Raw genomic sequence first — 18336 nt, forward strand, 5'->3', positions numbered from 1 at the left:
TGTTTTGAATAAAAAGCGCACCGCTAGATTATTTTCCTCCTAACATCTAGTGGATGAATGCAGTGTGTATTTCTCCCCCAATACTGCATTTGTAATTGAGAGGCTGCATTGATTTATTCTGCAGCCTTTTTATTTCCTTTTTTCCTAAAAATTTATTCTTATTTCTTGAAAATTTTAAAATGATCATCATATTGCGTAAACTGTTTTGTGCTTTAGAAGAAATTATCACAGAAAATACAGTTATGAGTAATGTAATATATGTGAGTGATTGTACATTAAAACTTATGAAAAGCAAAAAAATATGTGGAGTTATCTTGCATGGAAAGAAATAGCACGAGGGGATGAAAAAAGATTTTAAAATATCTCACCCTTTGCGTATTTGCTATTATGTAGCAGGTTGGGCAATGGTTGTATTGGCGGTTATTGGTATAGTATTGCCTGTCATGCCAACTATGCCGTTTTTATTAGTGGCTTCATGGTGTTTTGCGCGTTCATCACCACGTTTTCATCATTGGTTGATTAATCACCACATTTTCGGTCCACCTATTAAGCAATGGGAAGAAAAAAAGGCTATTTCTGCATTTGTTAAAGTTTTGGCGGTTGTAAGTATGGCAGGTGGTTTTTTATCTTTTTTAGTAATAGTCCATCCTGTTTTGTGGCTTACTTTATTAGTTGCCGCTATTTTGCTATTTATTACTATTTATATAGTGACGCGTCCATCTCCATAATGAAAGAAAAAAGAAGCTTGATGAGTCAAATAGTTTTTTGTTTTGGCAGATTCATTAGAGCGATTTATTGGGTAGAGTGATATATCCGTAAAATAATTTTATGAGCAAAGAGGATTATATATGAACACTTTAGTTAGAAACTGATCAAGTCACTTTGATGCGCAATGATAGATTACTTTTATAGAGGAACGCTATTTCTGTTAATGTGAAAGAAAATGGACATATGGCTAAGAGTGCCCACCAATAACGTATTTTATAGTTGTTTGTCTTTAATTTTATACAAATGAACTTATGGTTTAAATTTTTATTGGTGTAGCAACACGTTTTTGATTACCAAAAAAATTGAGATAACGTTCTATTTCTTGCGGATTACCAATGGTTTTTTCAGGATTATCCGAGAGTTTTACAGCTGGTCGACCATTGGCATGAGTGGCTTTACAAACAAGAGAAAGAGCATCAAAAGTTGCAATTTCTTGGGGCGCACAGCCTAAAAAATCATTGGTAAGATCTGTCCCCCATCCGAAACTCATGCGCACTCTTCCGTGGAAATGATGATAAGTTTTTTCAATAGTATTGACATCAAGGGCATCAGAAAAAATCAATAATTTTTCGCGTGGATCTTTTCCTTTTTCTTTCCACCATTGGATAATGCGTTCGCCACCTTCAATAGGTGGAGCGCTGTCAGGTCTGAAACCTGTCCAATCAGCCACCCAATCTGGTGCATTGCGTAAAAACGCTTCTGTGCCAAAAGTATCAGGTAAAACAATAAGAAGATTTCCACCATAATAACGGCTCCAATCTTGCAAAACTTTATAAGGAGCTTTGTACAATTCGTTATCGTTATGAGCAAGAGCAGCAATGACCATGGGCAATTCATGTGCATTGGTTCCAAGAGCTTCTAAATCTGTATCCATGGCGAGAAGAACGTTGGAAGTCCCAGTAAAAGAATCGCCAATACCTTCTTTTAATGCTTCAACGCACCAGCGTTGCCATAAAAAAGAATGACGACGTCTTGTACCAAAATCAGATATTTTAATATCAGGCAATTTTTTAAGACGCTCAACTTTACTCCACATTTTCGCTTTAGCACGTGCATAAAGCACGTCAAGAGCAAAACGATCTAATTTTTTCATAGCAGCACGTGAACGTAATTCACTGATAATAGCAAGGGCTGGGATTTCCCACATCGAGCTATGGGACCACGAACCATGAAAATGGAGGATATATTGGCCATCTTTGCGGGTGAGTTCATATTCTGGCAGTTGAAAGTTCTCGAGCCACTGAAGAAAATCTGGTTCGAAAATTTGTTTGCGTCCATAAAATGTATTACCAGCAAGCCAGATCATTTCTTTTTTTGTAAAGCGCAAACTGAGGGCGTGATCAAGTTGAGCACGCAATTCGGCTTCATCAATATCATCGGCAAGACGTATTGTTTTGGTACGGTTTATGAGGGAGAAAGTAACATTAACATTTGGATAAAGCCCCCAAATCATTTGTACCATAAGAAGTTTATAAAAATCCGTATCCAAAAGTGAACGAATAATAGGATCAAGTTTCCAAGTATGATTATAAACACGTCTCGCAATATCTGGATGATTCATAACCCTTTTTCTTTCAGTCTTGTGGAATCTAAAATTACTGTACACCAACACGATCAATATAGGGAATACAGGGACGATAACAACTCTATGGTTTTGGGCAAGAATAAAAAATCCGTTTCATTTTTCTATTTTTAAGATTTAACAATACGTATGATTTCATATTTTCCCGTTTTTTTAACTTTATTCCTGTGTGAACCTTGGCATATTTTTTACCATTAATACTGAGCGTATTTTCAGATCCCCATTTCACTTTAATGGTATAAACAGCATCATGAAACTTCATTTTTGCTTCGTATTCTGGCCATAAGGAAGGCAAATTTGGACGTAAAAATAATTGATTAGCTTGACGATTAATTCCAAGAATGTTTTGGGTTGCGGCACGGTAGAACCAGCCTGCTGAACCTGTATACCATGTCCAACCACCTTGTCCACAACGTGGTTGGGTAGCGTAAATATCTGCGGACATAACATAAGGTTCAACACGATAAGTTTCAGGATTTTGCCCATGGGTAATGGGATTGATCATAGAAAACAAACTATAGGCTTTGTCCCTTTCACCCATTTCAGCAAGCGCTAAGATGCTCCAAATAGCACCGTGCGTGTATTGACCACCATTTTCTCGTATTCCAGGAGGATAGCCTTTAATATAACCAGGTTCGAGAATAGTTTTATCAAAAGGTGGCCAGAATAGACGTATAAGTCCGCCATCTTCATCACACAGATGTTCAAGCATGGATGCCATTGCTTGTTTTTGACGCTCAAGAGATGCCATTTGAGAAATGACAGCCCAAGATTGAGCAATAGTATCAATTTGGCATTCATCATTTATTTTAGAGCCGAGAGGGGTTCCATCATCAAAATACCCTCGTCGATACCAAGCACCATCCCAACAGTGGTCTTCTAGAGCATTCGTCAAACGTTTAAGATGTGCACTCCATGCTTGCATATGGCTGTTATCGCCACGGCTTTGAGCAAGGGGGATGAATGCTTTTAGCGTGGTTCCAAGAAACCACCCTAACCAAGTGCTTTCGCCTTTCCCTTCAATACCTACCAAATTCATGCCATCATTCCAATCACCACCAAGAATAAGTGGAAGTCCGTGTTGTCCACAGCGCTTTATGGCAAGGTCTAAAGCTAAAGCACAATGTTCATAAATCGTAGCAATTTTTGAAGATTGTGTGGGTTGAAAATAAGCATCGTGTTGTCCATTGTTGAGAGTAGCTCCTTCAATGAAAGCTATTGGAGTATCGAGAAATGCGTAGTCGCCAGTCGTGTTGACATAAAGAGCTGTTCCATAAGCAAGCCAGACGATATCATCAGAAATATGTGTGCGAACACCAGCATTGGTATGAGGGAGCCACCAGTGCTGTACATCACCTTCAGGAAATTGATGCGCTACAGCATTTAACAATTGCTCACGCGCCAATTTCGGTTCTAGCAATAACAAAGATAAGCTGTCTTGCAATTGGTCGCGAAAACCAAATGCACCACTCGCTTGATAAAAAGCTGCGCGCGCCATCATGCGACAAGCATAGACTTGATAAGGAAGCCAATGATTGACCATAATATCAAAAGAGGGATCAGGTGTTTTTACTTGGAGGGGGGAAACGAAATGACTCCATTGTTGTTTTTGTTGTGTGAGAAGAATTTCAAAATCACTTGCACGTACTTGGTCTAATAATTTTTCAGCCTCTTGTATATTTTCAGCACTACCAAGATAGAAAACGATTTCTTGTGTTTGTCCTGGGAGAAGATCAATATCATAGGCTAATGCTGAACAAGGATCACATCCTGTTTCAACCGTATTTGAAAGGGCGCCGGCTTTACGGATTGCGTGAGGATGTGTAACTGTTCCGGTTGGCCCAATAAACTCAGTGCGATTGGTGGTGGTGCTAGATGGTATTTGGGATGCGGATAAAAATGCTACGTGTTGAGATTTTTCGATATGATAGGGATTTTTAATAAAATGTGCACCACGTTTGGGATCATAAGAGGCAAGTATAAAAGGTGCATATTTTGTACGAATGTTTCCTAACACCCATTCAACATAATTGTAAAGACGTAAGTATCGCGGTGTTTTTCCGTCATTTTTAAGGATGAGACGTGAAAGGCGAATTGATTTTTCTCTATCGAGCGTATGGGTAAGTTCTAATGTGATCTCTGAATGAGTAGATTTAAAGGTTGAGAATCCAAAACCATGGCAAGCTTCATAGATAACATTTTCATCACATTCAACGGCAGAAACAGGCGAAAAACGTTTTAAAGATAAGCGATCTACTAGGTAAAGTGCTTCCCCTGGACGGTTAGAAATGGGATCATTACTCCAAGGGGTTAATTGATAATCGCGGCTATTGTTTGCCCAAGTAAAAAGTGCACCTTCAGCAGAAACATGGAAACCAAAATTATGATTAGCAATGACGTTAATCCATGGATGTGGTGTGGTGGTGTGTCCATGAAGACGTGTCACATAATAGTTATGCTGGTTAAACCCACCATAACCATTCCAATATTCTAGGCCTTGTCCATCAACAGGAAGAATAGAATCTTTTTGATGACTGATAAGACCAATGGAAGCAAAAAGACTTTGTTTCGTTTGTGTCGTAACTTGTCTTCTCTCGTTGCACTTTTTGTAGTTTAATTGATAATGAGATTCTTGATGACTATTGATTGCGAGATCAAAATCACTCTCATCAAGTCGTTTGAGCTGTTCAAACAAAGAGCCATTTTGGGCATCAAGAATGATGCGTGCTGATGCAAGAAGTGTCTTAAGGCTTTGGTCATTTATTTGATCACGTTGAAGCGTGAAAATATGTTGGCGTTCATTCGTGTCATGAGTGTGGTGGCGATAAGATTCGCATACCCATTCAATAGCACGTTGCGTATCTTGTATATAAGAACATGCTTGTTCATTGAGAATGACTAGGTCAACAATGAGCCCGCGCATGCGCCAATATTCATGTGCTTTAAGCAGTTCGCATAAAACAGCTATGTCTCCTTTATTATCTAATCTAAGAAGACAGATAGGGTAGTCTCCTGAAAGAGACATGGGCCAAAGATCAGATTGTTTACCGAGAGTTTTTGCTAATATTTTTGGAGAAAGACTCCATTTTCGGTCGGGATAAATAAGCGGTGTTGCATATTTTTGATACGTAATAGCTTCTTTAAGGTTGATGCCACTCTGATATAGCAAGACCTGCGAACGTGTCCACGCCATTGAAAATTCTTGCTGGAATATATTAGGTTGTCGATAATGATTAATATGATTTTGCAGTGTTTCTTTTGTATTGGCAGCAAAAGTCCAAAAAATAAGTTCTGCTTTTTCATGTGCTGGGATTTTTATACGGCATCGGAGAGAGATGATCGGATCAAGAACACAACCTTGACTATTGTTAAAACGAGAATTTTGATCAAATGCCGCAGGTCGATGAATAGATCGACCCCGTCCAATAAACAGGGAGCGATCAGTTTCAGCTTCTACCTCTTGGAGAGTATCTGTTGTATCTGTAACAAAATGGGCAATATGAATCTCAGGGTCACTAGGTGAACGTTTACGCCTTTTGGCAAAAATCGTTCTTCTTTCCTCAGTAATTTCTGTTTCTATAAACATCCGAGAAAAAACAGGATGAGCGCAATCCGTATCCATTGTTGCAAGTGCTAGTTCGCCATAAGAGGTCACTTCAATGAGGCGCTCTTTGTTTGTTATATTTATAAGTTGAATACGTCGACCTTCACCGCATCCTTCAGATGTAATGAGACATTCAAGTGTTGATTTAATGCCATCAACCATTTTCGTATATTCAGCTTTTTCATCTGTAAAAATGCAGATCGCTTCTTCTTCGACAACGCGTGTCGGTTCACCGGTAACAGACCACCAGCGTCCACTATGCGTATCACGGAGGAAGAATAAAGTACCTTGTTGGTCTTCTGTCGTATCAGGAAGAAAGCGTGTAATCGCATAATTATGCCAACGGCTATAACCAGAGCCATTAGCGGTTAACATTACAGAGTAAAAACCATTGGATAAGAGTAAAGTTGCACGTGGTTTAAGAAGCGGGTTAGTAATAATGCGCAAAGGGGCATCATCAAATTCTCGAGGGTTATTGCGCATTTGATTCATAACTTTGGTATGAATAATGGGAATTTGATGTGGAGCTCTTTCCTGTAATAATAATTGTACAGTTTCAATGATTGGATCACGGTGAAAACGATCGCGCATCCGCCCTTGAAAAATAACATTGTTAATGGCAAGAATGGACATACCATGATGGTGCGCATAATAATTACGCACAACAGCGTATTTTTTTCCTGTTGGCAGGCGCGAAGAGGTGAAGTCAATAGAGTCATAATAGCCATATGTGCCTAAAGCACCAAGATCACGCAGCCGTTTTAAATTAGTTACAGCTTGGGTAGGTACGTATTGCGCTGCTAGAAGACAGGCATAGGGAGCAATAACAGCATTGCGTGAGAGACCACGTTGAAGTCCGAGTTTTGGTGCACCAAAATTAGCGTATTGGTAATTCATTAAGTGATCACGAGCGTTAAATGCCGCTTCTGAAATACCCCAAGGTAATCTCCGTTTATGGGCGTATTGTATTTGATGACGGATAATAAGCCTATTGGTTTGATCTAAAAGAGACCCTAAAGGTTCGCGCGTAACGAGAGATGGCATGAGATATTCGAACATGGAACCAGACCATGATAAGAGTGCGCCCTTCCAACCAATGGGGACGAGGAGTCGGCCAAGATGGAACCAATGTTTAATTTTTATATCGCCTTTTGCAATGGCAAAAAGACTTGCGAGGCGGGCTTCTGAAGCCAGTAGGTCATAACAGCTTTCATCGAGTTTGTTTTCTTGAACACGATATCCAATGGACAAAAGATGCCTTTTAGGTTGTTCTAAAAAGTCAAATTTCATATCAAAGGCTATTTGTCGTGCCTTTACAGCTAAAGTTTTTAATTTTTTATGTAGTTTTTCGCTGTCGTAATCGCTAGTAGCGTCATGATGATGGGCTTCACAGGTTTCTACAAGACATTTGGCCCAAGAGAGTGCACGAGCGGATTCTGTTGTTTGGATTTTTTGATTGAGCTCTTCTATTAAGTATAAAATATCACAGGCTGCAAGAGAAAGGTTAGTGGTGTAAAAAGTGGTTGTATCTGGTTTTTTGATGAAAACACTGATGGAGTGGTGAAAATTGGTGATATGTTGTTCGATTTGTTGACGTAGGGGATGTGGAATATATTGATTATCTGGAATCTCTTTGACAGTTTCTTCAAGAATAGCATTAACATCACGTAAACCTGCTCGATCACTTTGAAAAAAAACATGAGGTTTTTCTGCCCATTCACTTAAGGCTGAAGAGAGCGTCACCAAATGGCCAGCAAGATTTCCTGAATCAACCGTTGATATATAAGTTGGTAAGAGAGGCTTGAGTGTATCCGTTTCATACCAATTGTAGAGATGACCACGGAACTTTTCCATTTTTTCAAGAGAGCGTAATGTACATTCAACGCGTGTAATAGCCTCTGCAAAACTAATCCAACCAAAATCACGAGCAGCGATAATGGAAAGCAGATAAACTCCAATATTTGTAGGGGATGTCCGTTGGGCAACAAGAGGTTCTGGATCTTCTTGAAAATTATCGGGTGGTAAATAATTGTTTTGCGCATTAACAAAGGTTGCATAATAGAGCCATGTCCTTCGTGCAATGCATCGCAGTGTTTTGTTATCCCCTGAAGATATGTGAAGAGTAGCTTCAAATGTTGAGGGTTGGCTGACAATCCACGCAATTAAGGGTGAAAAAAACCATGCGAGTCCAAAGGGCAAAGCAAGAAAGCTTGTAAGACTATGCAAAGAGAAAGGCAGTGCTACGGCAAGAATACCAATGAGCGATGCTGGCCACATTGTAAGGATATAGAAACCCAAACTATTAGGCATTGTTTTTGTTGAGGTGGAGGTTTTCCATTCAAGAAGGTGCTGTTTTGAAATCCCCATACGATAGAGTGTGCGAACAATTGCATCAGTCATAAAATAAGCAGAATGAGCAATAAACGTGGTTTTAAGAAATATATTTGTTAGCGTAAAGATACTTTTGTTCAAGATTAATTGAAGATAGCCACGTAAAGAATAATCAATATTGGAGGGAACAAAAGTTTTTAATACGCCTAAAATTGGTGAGACAAAGAGGCTGATCAGCAAGAATGCTTGCCAAATGATTGCACTTTTTAACGGCAAAAGAGACCATCCTGTGATTGCTGCGATCAACCACATAAGTGGTGTGAGAGAACGGCGTAGATTATCTTGCATTTTCCAACGCGTAATGGAGCCAATTTTATGAGGAGAAAAGAGATAAGGCAAGAGTTGCCAATCACCACGAATCCAACGGTGATGACGCGCAACATCAACATTATAAGCTGTTGGATAATCTTCAATCACTTCTACATTACTTACTAATGCAGTGCGTGCATATCCTCCTTCCAAGAGATCATGACTAAGAACAGTATTTTCTTTAATTTTACCTTTAAGTGCTTGTTGAAATACATCAATATTATAAAGACCTTTTCCTATGAAAGTTCCTTCTCCCAAAAGGTCTTGATAAGTGTCAGAAACAGCAAAAACATACGGATCAATGCCGCGATTGGTGGAAAAAAAACGTTGCAGAATTGATGTTACTTTTCCTGTTGTAAGAGAAGGTGTAATACGCGGTTGCAAAATGCTATAACCTTTTACAACTTTTCCATTGTGTGGATCAAAAATGGGATGGTTGAGCGGATAGTTAAGTTTTCCAACGAGTTTTGTAACACTTTCAGGGGTAAGACGTGTATCTGAATCTAGAGTCATCACAAAACGACAATCCATGGGAAGGTGTGGATTGGGGGGATAAAAGCTTGTGTTTTTATCGCCTCTTAATAGCAGATTAAGTTCATAAAGTTTACCACGTTTGCGTTCCCATCCCATCCAGCATTTTTCGCTAGCATTATAAAGGCGCCGACGGTGTAAAAGGAAAAAGAGGGGAATGTCATAACGATGATAACGATGATTGAGTTTATCAATACTCCTTTGCGCATAATGCAATAGATCAAGATCATCTTGTGTTTGTTCAAAGGGAGAGTCATCCCAATCCGTAATGAGGGCAAAATGAATGGCGCCTTTGGGATTAGAAAGGTAGTGTATTTCAAGATTGCGCACTTGTTCATCAATATAATTGCGTGATGTGATGAGAGTAGGAACGACAACCATTGTACGTGCATTTGGGGGGATACCTTCTTTATATTCATAACCAATGAGCTGTTTTGATGGAATAAACCATGAAACAACAATGTTAAAGAAAGCAACAGCTGCATTCATAGCTGGAAAAAGCGCCAATGCGATAAAGAGAAAGGTTACCCTTGGTGTTGTTCCAGATATCTCTAAGAAAGCGTAGACAGCAAGTAAAAGAGCAAGGGTTAAAAGAGAAATAGGAATTGCAATAATTCTTATTTTTGAACAATAAAGGGCTTGGATCCATTTTATGAAAAGGGGTGGAGTGTATCCACAAGCCTTTTCAAGAATATGTCGTCCCTCATCAACGAGATACCAGCCAACAGAGGGATTATTACGATGAGAGGACTCTCTAGAGGAAGAGGATGCTATTTCTACAGCTTTTCGTGCAACTTCCAGCTCATTGAGAGGTGAAAGGCGTGCAATTTTTTCAATCACTTGCCGATAGATATTGCGTGAGTGAGAATCAATTTCAGAAAAATCACTGTTTTTATGCAAAAGAGAGTCTACAGAACTCACTGTTTCAAACCATATTGTCCAATCAGTATCATCAATGGCTTTAAGGGAACGGACAATATTGCCCATGGTTACACCATCTGAAGCTTGTCGAGTATGTTCATCGGCTGTCGCAATTTCTAAGCTACTGTTTTGGCTCTGTAATTGCTTTTCAAGCCAAGTGAGTGCTGTTGTGGAATCGATAGATGCACCACGTAGACGATAGAATAAATGCGCTGAAAAGGTTGAGTCGGCAGTGAATGGTTTATACTGCGTAAAAAGGGTGTGTAATTTTGTTTCATTGTCTGCGAGAGAAATTTTATCAGCTACTTTATGAGCGAGATGACGCATATACCGTGTTTTCTCAATACGTAATGAAAGACGACGGACATTTTCAATCAACAGCATTTGTATGATAGAAGAGAGCGCCCATAACTCACCAATCTCAAGGGCGCAAACTTTTTGAAATCCATTGATTGTAGCTGTGAGTGTTTCTTGTGAAAATTCGCTATCTGTGTGAGCAATATAAAGCCAAGCTAAAGCAAAAATACGTGGTATGCCTGTTTTTTGTTTATAAAGAGGAAGTTGCTTGATGAAGGACTTAGATAAGTCACGGCGTAGTTGTTGTATAGTTTTGTCAATGGTATAATGATTATCAATGAGCCATTGAGCAGAGGGTGCGATAGTTTCATCATTGTGAGCGGCAACATCGCTGTTCTGAAAGGCGTGGAGAATAAGTTTGGCATTTTCCCTCAACCTTTTGTGAAAATTATGTTCTCCTTTATATTCAGGAAGTGGGATTTCTCTTTTCGAAGCTATATCATGGCCTAATTTATAGAGTTCATTCTGTAGCTTATAAGTTGAGCGAATAGGGAAGTTGGTTTCAGTAAGATAGAGGTGTTCAGTTTGTTGAGAAAAAAAACACTTTATGAAAGGTATTCTGCGTGCCATAATATTCTTTGTTATTCAATTACGCGGTTTCTTTATGTTCAATAGGTTGTGAACACTTTATCTTAATAATGAGCAGTTCAAAGGAAAAAATGAACTTTTTGCTTTTCTTTGAAAGTATTTGCCATTTTTTATCCCTATAGTTTAAGAAATAAACAGACAATTTTTTTAAAAAAAGGTCGCCAAAAACAGGCGACCTCAATTTTAACAACTGTTTAAATGTTTTAATAATTAATCTTGTTCTTGTTTTTTCAAAGCTGCGCCAAGAATATCACCAAGAGAAGCACCTGAATCTGTTGACCCATATTGAGCAACAGCTTCCTTTTCTTCTGCAATTTCTAAAGCTTTGATAGAAACTGAAAGCTTACGTGTTTTTTTATCGAACGCGGTAATGCGGGCATCAAATCTCTGACCAATTGCGAAACGTTCAGGGCGCTGCTCATCACGATCACGAGCTAAGTCAGCACGACGAATGGTTGTTTCAAGATTGTGGTCAATCAATTTTACATCAATGCCATTATCATTAACTGCAGTAACTTCACATGTCACTACAGCACCTTTACGAAGTTCGCCAGAAGCAGCAGCTTCTCCAACTTTATCGCTGGAAAGTTGTTTAATTCCAAGAGAGATACGTTCCTTTTCAATATCAACATCAAGGACCACAGCTTTAACGATATCACCTTTATTGTACGTATCAATGACTTGTTCACCAGGACGATTCCAATCAAGATCAGAGAGATGAACCATACCGTCAACATCGCCTTCAAGACCAATGAAGAGACCAAATTCTGTTTTATTTTTGACCTCTCCTTCGATTTGTGAATTGACAGGGAATTTATTAGCAAAAGCTTCCCATGGATTTTCAAATGTTTGCTTTAAGCCAAGGGAAATACGTCGTTTAGAAGGATCAATTTCAAGGACAACCACTTCCACTTCTTGTGATGTAGATAAAATTTTTCCAGGGTGAACATTTTTCTTTGTCCAACTCATTTCGGAAACATGAATTAGCCCTTCGATTCCTGGCTCGATTTCAACAAAACCACCATAATCAGTAATGTTGGTAACAGCACCGGTAATTTTTTTACCAACCGGATATCGAGCGCTGATGCTTTCCCAAGGATCACTTTCAAGCTGTTTCATACCAAGAGAAATACGGTGTGTATCTTGATTGATGCGAATAATTTGGACTTTAATCGTTTGACCAATTGTAAGAACTTCAGAGGGATGGTTAACACGACGCCATGCCATATCGGTGACGTGTAAGAGACCATCAATCCCACCAAGATCAACAAAGGCACCATAATCGGTAATATTTTTAACAACACCTTCAACAATTTGGTTTTCTTCAAGATTTTGAACAATTTCTGAACGTTGCTCGGCTCGGCTTTCCTCTAAAACGGTACGACGTGAGACAACAATGTTACCACGACGACGATCCATTTTTAAAATTTCAAAGGATTGCGAATTATGCATGAGAGGTGAAACATCACGAATGGGGCGAATATCAACTTGGCTGCGGGGCAAGAAAGCAACAGCACCATCAAGATCAACTGTAAAACCACCTTTTACTTGACTAAAGATAACACCGTCAACGCGTACACCCGCATTGAATTTTTCTTCTAAACGAATCCAGCTTTCTTCGCGACGTGCTTTTTCACGCGATAGAACAGCTTCACCCATCGCATTTTCAATGCGTTCAATATAAACTTCAACTTCATCGCCAATTTGCAAGGAACCATCTTTTCCTTTAGCTCCAAATTCTTTGAGTGGAATACGTCCTTCGACTTTAAGTCCAGCATCAATAATAGCCATATCTTTTTCGATTGCAATGACACGGCCTTTAACAACGGATCCTTCATTAAGATCATTAGTTTGAAAAGATTCCATTAAAAGAGCTTCGAAATCCGCTGTTGTGGGATTGTATTGTGACATAAGAACTCCTGATACATACCTTAATTGCAAAAGGTATAAGCGCTAGGTTAGTGTTAACACGATGTAACTTCCTGCCTTTTCCCTCAATAACAGGAAGAAAAATTAGCGCACGGCCGGAAATCACCTTAACGATTTCATCCAATTATACGCGCTTTTATGATTGGATCAATAAAAGTGCATGCAATTGCAAATGTTGCTTCTATACTCAATTCTGACGTATCAAGCAAGTGGGCGTTTTTTGCTGGTTTGAGCGGGCTGTGCTTACGGGTTATATCACGTCTATCACGCTGTTCAAGTTGTGCCAAGATTTCATGATAATCTGCTTTGGCTCCTATTTTTAAAATCTCCTGATAGCGACGTTTTGCACGCGTTTGAACATTGGCTAGAACATAAAGCTTAATATCTGCATCGGGGCAGACGACAGTGCCGATATCACGTCCATCAAGCACACTGCCAGGCAAAATTTTAGCAAAGTTACGCTGTTTGGCAACAAGAATTTCCCGTACAGTAGGGATGAGTGCTATTTTTGAAGCGGCTTCACCAAGTTCATGAGAAGAGAGAAGGGCTAGATTTAAAGTATTAAAATCAAGCTCTTTAGCACAAGCAAGAGCACTTTTTTCATCATCGAGAGCTAATTTTTGTTTTAGAAGTGCTTGGGCAACACCGCGATAAGTAAGACCAGTATCGAGATGACGAAGACGATAATGTGTAGCAATTTTTCTTGCTAATGTTCCTTTTCCTGAGGCTGCTGGTCCATCAATTGCAATAATAAAAGGTTTCAAGCGATTTTTCCCCCAAGCCGTTTTATGAAAGGGATAAATTCTGGAAAGCTGGTAGCGATCATCTGTTTATCGTCAATAGTAACGGGTTTTTCTGATGCCAATCCAAAGACAAGAAAACACATAGCAATTCTGTGGTCGAGATGTGTGTTGACGTATCCACCACCTAGTCCTTTTGCAGAGTTTTTTCCATGAACAATGAGAAAATCTTTCCCTTCTTCGCACTCTACGTGATTTATTTTTAGCCCTTGAGCAAGTGCAGACAGTCGATCTGATTCTTTAACGCGCAATTCTTCAATTCCTAGCATAACTGTTTTGCCTTCAGCAAAAGCTGCTGCTACCGCCAAAGCAGGATATTCATCAATCATTGATGGAGCGTGTTCTTTAGGCACCGTTACGCCTTTTAGCATTGATGATCGAACGCGCAGATCTGCAACATCCTCTCCACCTGTTTGGCGTTGATTCAAAAGCTCAATTTGAGCTCCCATTTCCCACAATGTTTTGACAAGCCCCATTCGAGAATTGTTGATAAGAACATTTTCAATAGTGATATCGGAGTCTTCTACAAGAAGGGCGGCAATAAGCGGAAAAGCTGCAGAAGAGGGGTCGCCTGGGATATCAAGAGTTTGTCCAGTAAGGTGTGGTTGGCCATTAAGATGAATAAAACGCGTACCTTCAGCATCTGTTTCTATCTCAAGTTCAGCACCAAACGCTTTTAACATTTTTTCTGTATGATCTCGTGTGAGAATGGGCTCAATAACAGTTGTAGTGCCTGCGGTATTGAGTCCAGCAAGGAGGATTGCTGATTTAACTTGGGCGGAAGCTATTGGTAAACGATAGCGAATCGGGCTAGCTGTTTTCGGTCCATAAAGTGTTAAAGGAAGACGGTCGTCATGTGTTGCTTCAATTTCAACGCCCATTAAACGCAGTGGATCGAGAATACGTCCCATAGGGCGTTTGGAGAGAGAGGTATCACCGACAAAAGTTGTTTTCATATGATAAGGACCAACCATTCCCATAACGAGGCGTGCGCCCGTTCCAGAATTACCGAAATCCAAAGGGCTTTGTGCTGCTAAAAGGCAACCATTTCCTGTTCCACGAATAATCCAGAGACCGTTTTTTCTAATAATACAAGCACCTAAGGCTTGTATAGCAGCTGCTGTATTGAGAACGTCATCACTTTCAAGAAGTCCGTGAATATGTGTTTCACCACTGGCTAACCCTCCCAATATAAGAGACCGATGGGAGATTGATTTATCTCCTGGTATTTTAATTTTACCAGAAAGGTTGGTAGATTTGTAGGCGGTTATGGATATTGCTTTTTGCATAGAAGTTCTATTTAATCTCTATTTGCATTTTGTTAAATTACGCTCCCTTTAGCACATGCTTTGGAAGGCGTCATGAGAAAATCCATGTAGCACTACGTTTTTATCTTTGACAAAGACATTATTTTTTGATTAAGCACCATGAAATTTATCTTTTAATGGAATTATAGTTAAGCAAAGAGGCATGGTTCATGGCAAAACAGGATCTTGGAACTAAGCGTGTTGATCCAGAAACGGGAAAGAAATTTTATGATCTTAATCGCGACCCTATTGTGTCGCCTTATACAGGGATTTCTTATCCGCGTTCTTATTTTGAGGTTGCAGCAGCTGAGGCAAATAGTGAAGAAGAAGTTGATACGGAAGAGCTTGATACAGCACTTGAAAAATCTGCTTTTATGCTTCTTGAAGAGGATGGTGACGACTCTAAAGATGATGATCTTCCTGATTTGGAGGATAGTGATGTGGATCTCGGTGATGACGATGATACGTTTTTGTCTCACGACGAAGACGATGAGGATGATGACGTTGCTGATATTCTCGGAGGTGGTGTTTCTAACGATGATGATTCTTAAAAAGAGCGAGAGGGCATTTTTTTCATTGAATGCAAATTCTTCTTGATCTTCGATTTTTATCGTTCTAAAAAATTCCTCTAAGATTGTTTACTTGTTCTTTTAGGGAAGAATCCGTCTTTATGTGGGGCTATAGCTCAGCTGGGAGAGCGCTTGCATGGCATGCAAGAGGTCAGCGGTTCGATCCCGCTTAGCTCCACCAAAAAGGTGAAACATTTACTTAATAAAGCAGTAGAATTTATAAAAATACTTTATACACTGATCGAGAAGCACGGTGTTTTCCATAGAAATTGCTTCAATGTAACTTTGTCTTGTATTTTTAAATGATTTTATAAGGCGCTTCTTCAGAATTATTCACCATGTTTGTTCATTTATAGTATTCATAGGATTCTGCTGTATAAAAAAACGCAAGCTGTTTATCATTTGTGATGAAAATATAGAAAATAAAAGGCTTCTAGGTTAGAAAGTTATCACTGATGAAGGTTGTGTTATATGATAGACCAATTATTCCCATAACGAGGCAAACACTTGTTTCAAAATTGCCTCAATCTTAAAGGTTTATGCAGTCAAGAGATAGCTATTTGCAATTCTACAAATGATAAAGATCATTTTTCTTAAAAACAATATTATTGGAGGGCCTTATTGTATTATGAACAATGGCTCTCAAACGGGCCTATGCGTAGCTTTAATTTTGTGATTTAAATGTCTCAATAGAAGCATTTTTCTCTTTTTCACGCGAGAGTTCTTGTCTTTAAGACTAGTTTGCAGCACAACAGAGAAAATGGAATTATTTGAGGGGAAAAAAATAATGCCTTCTTACCGTTCAAGAATATCGACTCATGGGCGCAATATGGCGGGGGCTCGCGGTCTTTGGCGTGCAACAGGGATGAAAGAGACAGATTTTGGTAAACCCATTATTGCGATTGCGAATTCTTTTACACAATTTGTACCAGGGCATGTCCATTTAAAAGATCTTGGGCAACTGGTGGCACAAGAGATAGCTGTTGCTGGTGGTGTCGCGAAGGAATTTAACACAATTGCTGTAGATGATGGAATTGCCATGGGGCATGATGGAATGCTTTATTCTTTGCCTTCCCGTGAAATTATTGCTGATTCTGTTGAATATATGGTCAATGCCCATTGTGCTGATGCACTTGTCTGTATTTCCAATTGTGACAAGATTACGCCTGGCATGTTAATGGCTTCTTTACGCCTAAATATTCCAACAATTTTTGTTTCAGGTGGCCCTATGGAAGCGGGTAAGATTAAATGGAAAAATCAAGATCTTACAGTTGACTTAGTTGATGCTATGATTGCGGCGGCTTCAGAGCATAATTCGGAAAAAGAAGTTGCTGAAATGGAACGTGCTGCTTGTCCTACATGTGGTTCTTGTTCAGGAATGTTTACTGCTAATTCTATGAATTGTCTGACTGAAGCATTAGGGCTTTCTCTTCCAGGCAATGGAACGATGCTAGCAACACATGCAGATCGTCAGATGCTTTTTGAAGAAGCTGGACGACAAATTGTTACATTAGCCAAGCGTTATTATGAAAAAGGCGATGAAACAGTTTTGCCGCGTTCTATTGCTTCGCGCAAGGCTTTTGAAAATGCAATGACTGTGGATATCGCTATGGGAGGGTCAACCAATACTGTTTTGCATATTTTAGCTGCAGCGCAAGAAGGTGCGGTGGACTTTACTATGACGGATATTGATCGTCTTTCGCGTCGTGTTCCTGTTTTATGCAAGGTTGCACCTTCTGTAGCGAATGTCCATATGGAAGATGTACACCGCGCTGGTGGTATTATGGGACTTTTAGGAGAATTAGATGCGGCTGGGCTTATTGATACATCCGCTTATACGGTGCACGCAAAAACGATGAAAGAAGCTCTTAGTCATTGGGATGTGAAACAAACCCATGAACCAATAATCCATGAATTTTATCGTGCCGCCCCGGGAGGTATTCCAACACAGACAGCTTTTAGTCAATCTTGTCGCTATGAGACTCTAGATCTTGATCGTGAAAAAGGTGTGATTCGCGATAACGGACATGCATATTCGCAAGATGGAGGATTGGCAGTTCTTTATGGAAATCTTGCAAAAGATGGCTGTATTGTGAAAACAGCAGGTGTTGATCAATCAATTTTAACTTTTAAAGGACCAGCAAGAATTTTTGAAAGTCAAGATTCAGCTGTTTCAGCGATTTTGAATAATAAAATTAAATCAGGTGATATTGTTGTAATCCGTTATGAAGGTCCACGTGGTGGGCCTGGAATGCAAGAAATGCTCTATCCCACGAGCTATCTCAAATCTAAAGGATTAGGAAAAGTTTGTGCGCTTATAACGGATGGTCGTTTTTCAGGAGGAACTTCAGGGCTCTCGATAGGGCATGTTTCACCAGAAGCTGCTGAAGGAGGAGCAATTGCTTTGGTAGAAGAGGGAGATATTATAGAAATAGATATTCCTAATCGTACCATTCATATGATAGTCGATGACATTGAGATGATGCATCGTCATGGCAAAATGGAAGCAAAAGAAAAAGCAGCTTGGCAACCGGTTGAGGAGCGTAAGCGTAAAATTTCAAAGGCTCTCAAGGTATATGCAGCTATGACAACCTCTGCTGCTAAGGGAGCTGTTCGTAATGTTTAATGAGATGAAGGTTCATCTTATGAAAGACAGGTTTTCTAGAGATTTTTGCACTTC

Annotated in this window: 7 protein-coding genes, 1 tRNA gene and 1 pseudogene; 4 read left to right on the forward strand and 5 right to left on the reverse strand. The window is 39.5% G+C overall.

All coding sequences use genetic code 11. From position 1 onward, the window contains the following. The first annotated feature begins 341 nt into the window (after positions 1-341). Complete coding sequence (locus QWU_RS02950) at positions 342-728, forward strand: YbaN family protein (protein WP_017196160.1); 387 nt, start codon at positions 342-344, stop codon at positions 726-728. Positions 729-1024: 296 nt separating this feature from the next. Here the strand turns inward: QWU_RS02950 and pncB are convergent, their stop codons facing one another. The 5 genes and pseudogenes from pncB to aroA form a co-directional block, all read right to left on the reverse strand. After that, positions 1025-2329, reverse strand: a complete 1305-nt coding sequence (gene pncB / locus QWU_RS02955; RefSeq protein ID WP_006590047.1) for a nicotinate phosphoribosyltransferase — start codon at positions 2327-2329, stop codon at positions 1025-1027. A gap of 131 nt (positions 2330-2460) precedes the next feature. Further along, positions 2461-11033: pseudogene (locus QWU_RS08970) on the reverse strand (glycoside hydrolase family 94 protein). Between the two features lie 228 nt (positions 11034-11261). After that, positions 11262-12962: a 30S ribosomal protein S1 gene (gene rpsA / locus QWU_RS02965; RefSeq protein WP_006590049.1), complete on the reverse strand. Its 1701-nt coding sequence runs from the start codon at positions 12960-12962 to the stop codon at positions 11262-11264. Between the two features lie 134 nt (positions 12963-13096). Continuing rightward, a complete protein-coding gene (gene cmk / locus QWU_RS02970) occupies positions 13097-13744 on the reverse strand; it encodes a (d)CMP kinase (protein WP_006590050.1) in 648 nt (215 codons plus the stop codon). Continuing rightward, positions 13741-15069 carry a 3-phosphoshikimate 1-carboxyvinyltransferase gene (gene aroA, locus QWU_RS02975; RefSeq protein ID WP_006590051.1) on the reverse strand — a complete coding sequence of 443 codons (1329 nt, stop codon included), beginning with the start codon at positions 15067-15069 and terminating at the stop codon, positions 13741-13743. The genes cmk and aroA overlap by 4 nt, the downstream gene beginning before the upstream one ends. Before the next feature lie 188 nt (positions 15070-15257). Here aroA and QWU_RS02980 point away from each other — a divergent pair, with 188 nt between their 5' ends. From QWU_RS02980 to ilvD, 3 genes are all read left to right on the forward strand, one after another. Next, positions 15258-15638 carry a TIGR02300 family protein gene (locus QWU_RS02980; RefSeq protein WP_004858276.1) on the forward strand — a complete coding sequence of 127 codons (381 nt, stop codon included), beginning with the start codon at positions 15258-15260 and terminating at the stop codon, positions 15636-15638. A gap of 123 nt (positions 15639-15761) precedes the next feature. Then, positions 15762-15837 (forward strand) — tRNA-Ala (locus QWU_RS02985). Positions 15838-16443: 606 nt separating this feature from the next. After that, positions 16444-18282 carry a dihydroxy-acid dehydratase gene (gene ilvD / locus QWU_RS02990; protein ID WP_017196161.1) on the forward strand — a complete coding sequence of 613 codons (1839 nt, stop codon included), beginning with the start codon at positions 16444-16446 and terminating at the stop codon, positions 18280-18282. The last annotated feature ends 54 nt before the right edge of the window (positions 18283-18336 follow it).

This window comes from Bartonella birtlesii IBS 325, assembly GCF_000273375.1.
Lineage (GTDB): Bacteria > Pseudomonadota > Alphaproteobacteria > Rhizobiales > Rhizobiaceae > Bartonella > Bartonella birtlesii.

What these genes read in the sequence shown, in the direction of transcription:
- QWU_RS02950 (WP_017196160.1), top strand. Translation starts at nt 342, where the DNA reads ATGAAAAAAGATTTTAAAATATCTCACCCTTTGCGTATTTGCTATTAT.
- pncB (WP_006590047.1), bottom strand. Translation starts at nt 2,329, where the DNA reads ATGAATCATCCAGATATTGCGAGACGTGTTTATAATCATACTTGGAAA.
- rpsA (WP_006590049.1), bottom strand. Translation starts at nt 12,962, where the DNA reads ATGTCACAATACAATCCCACAACAGCGGATTTCGAAGCTCTTTTAATG.
- aroA (WP_006590051.1), bottom strand. Translation starts at nt 15,069, where the DNA reads ATGCAAAAAGCAATATCCATAACCGCCTACAAATCTACCAACCTTTCT.
- QWU_RS02980 (WP_004858276.1), top strand. Translation starts at nt 15,258, where the DNA reads ATGGCAAAACAGGATCTTGGAACTAAGCGTGTTGATCCAGAAACGGGA.
- ilvD (WP_017196161.1), top strand. Translation starts at nt 16,444, where the DNA reads ATGCCTTCTTACCGTTCAAGAATATCGACTCATGGGCGCAATATGGCG.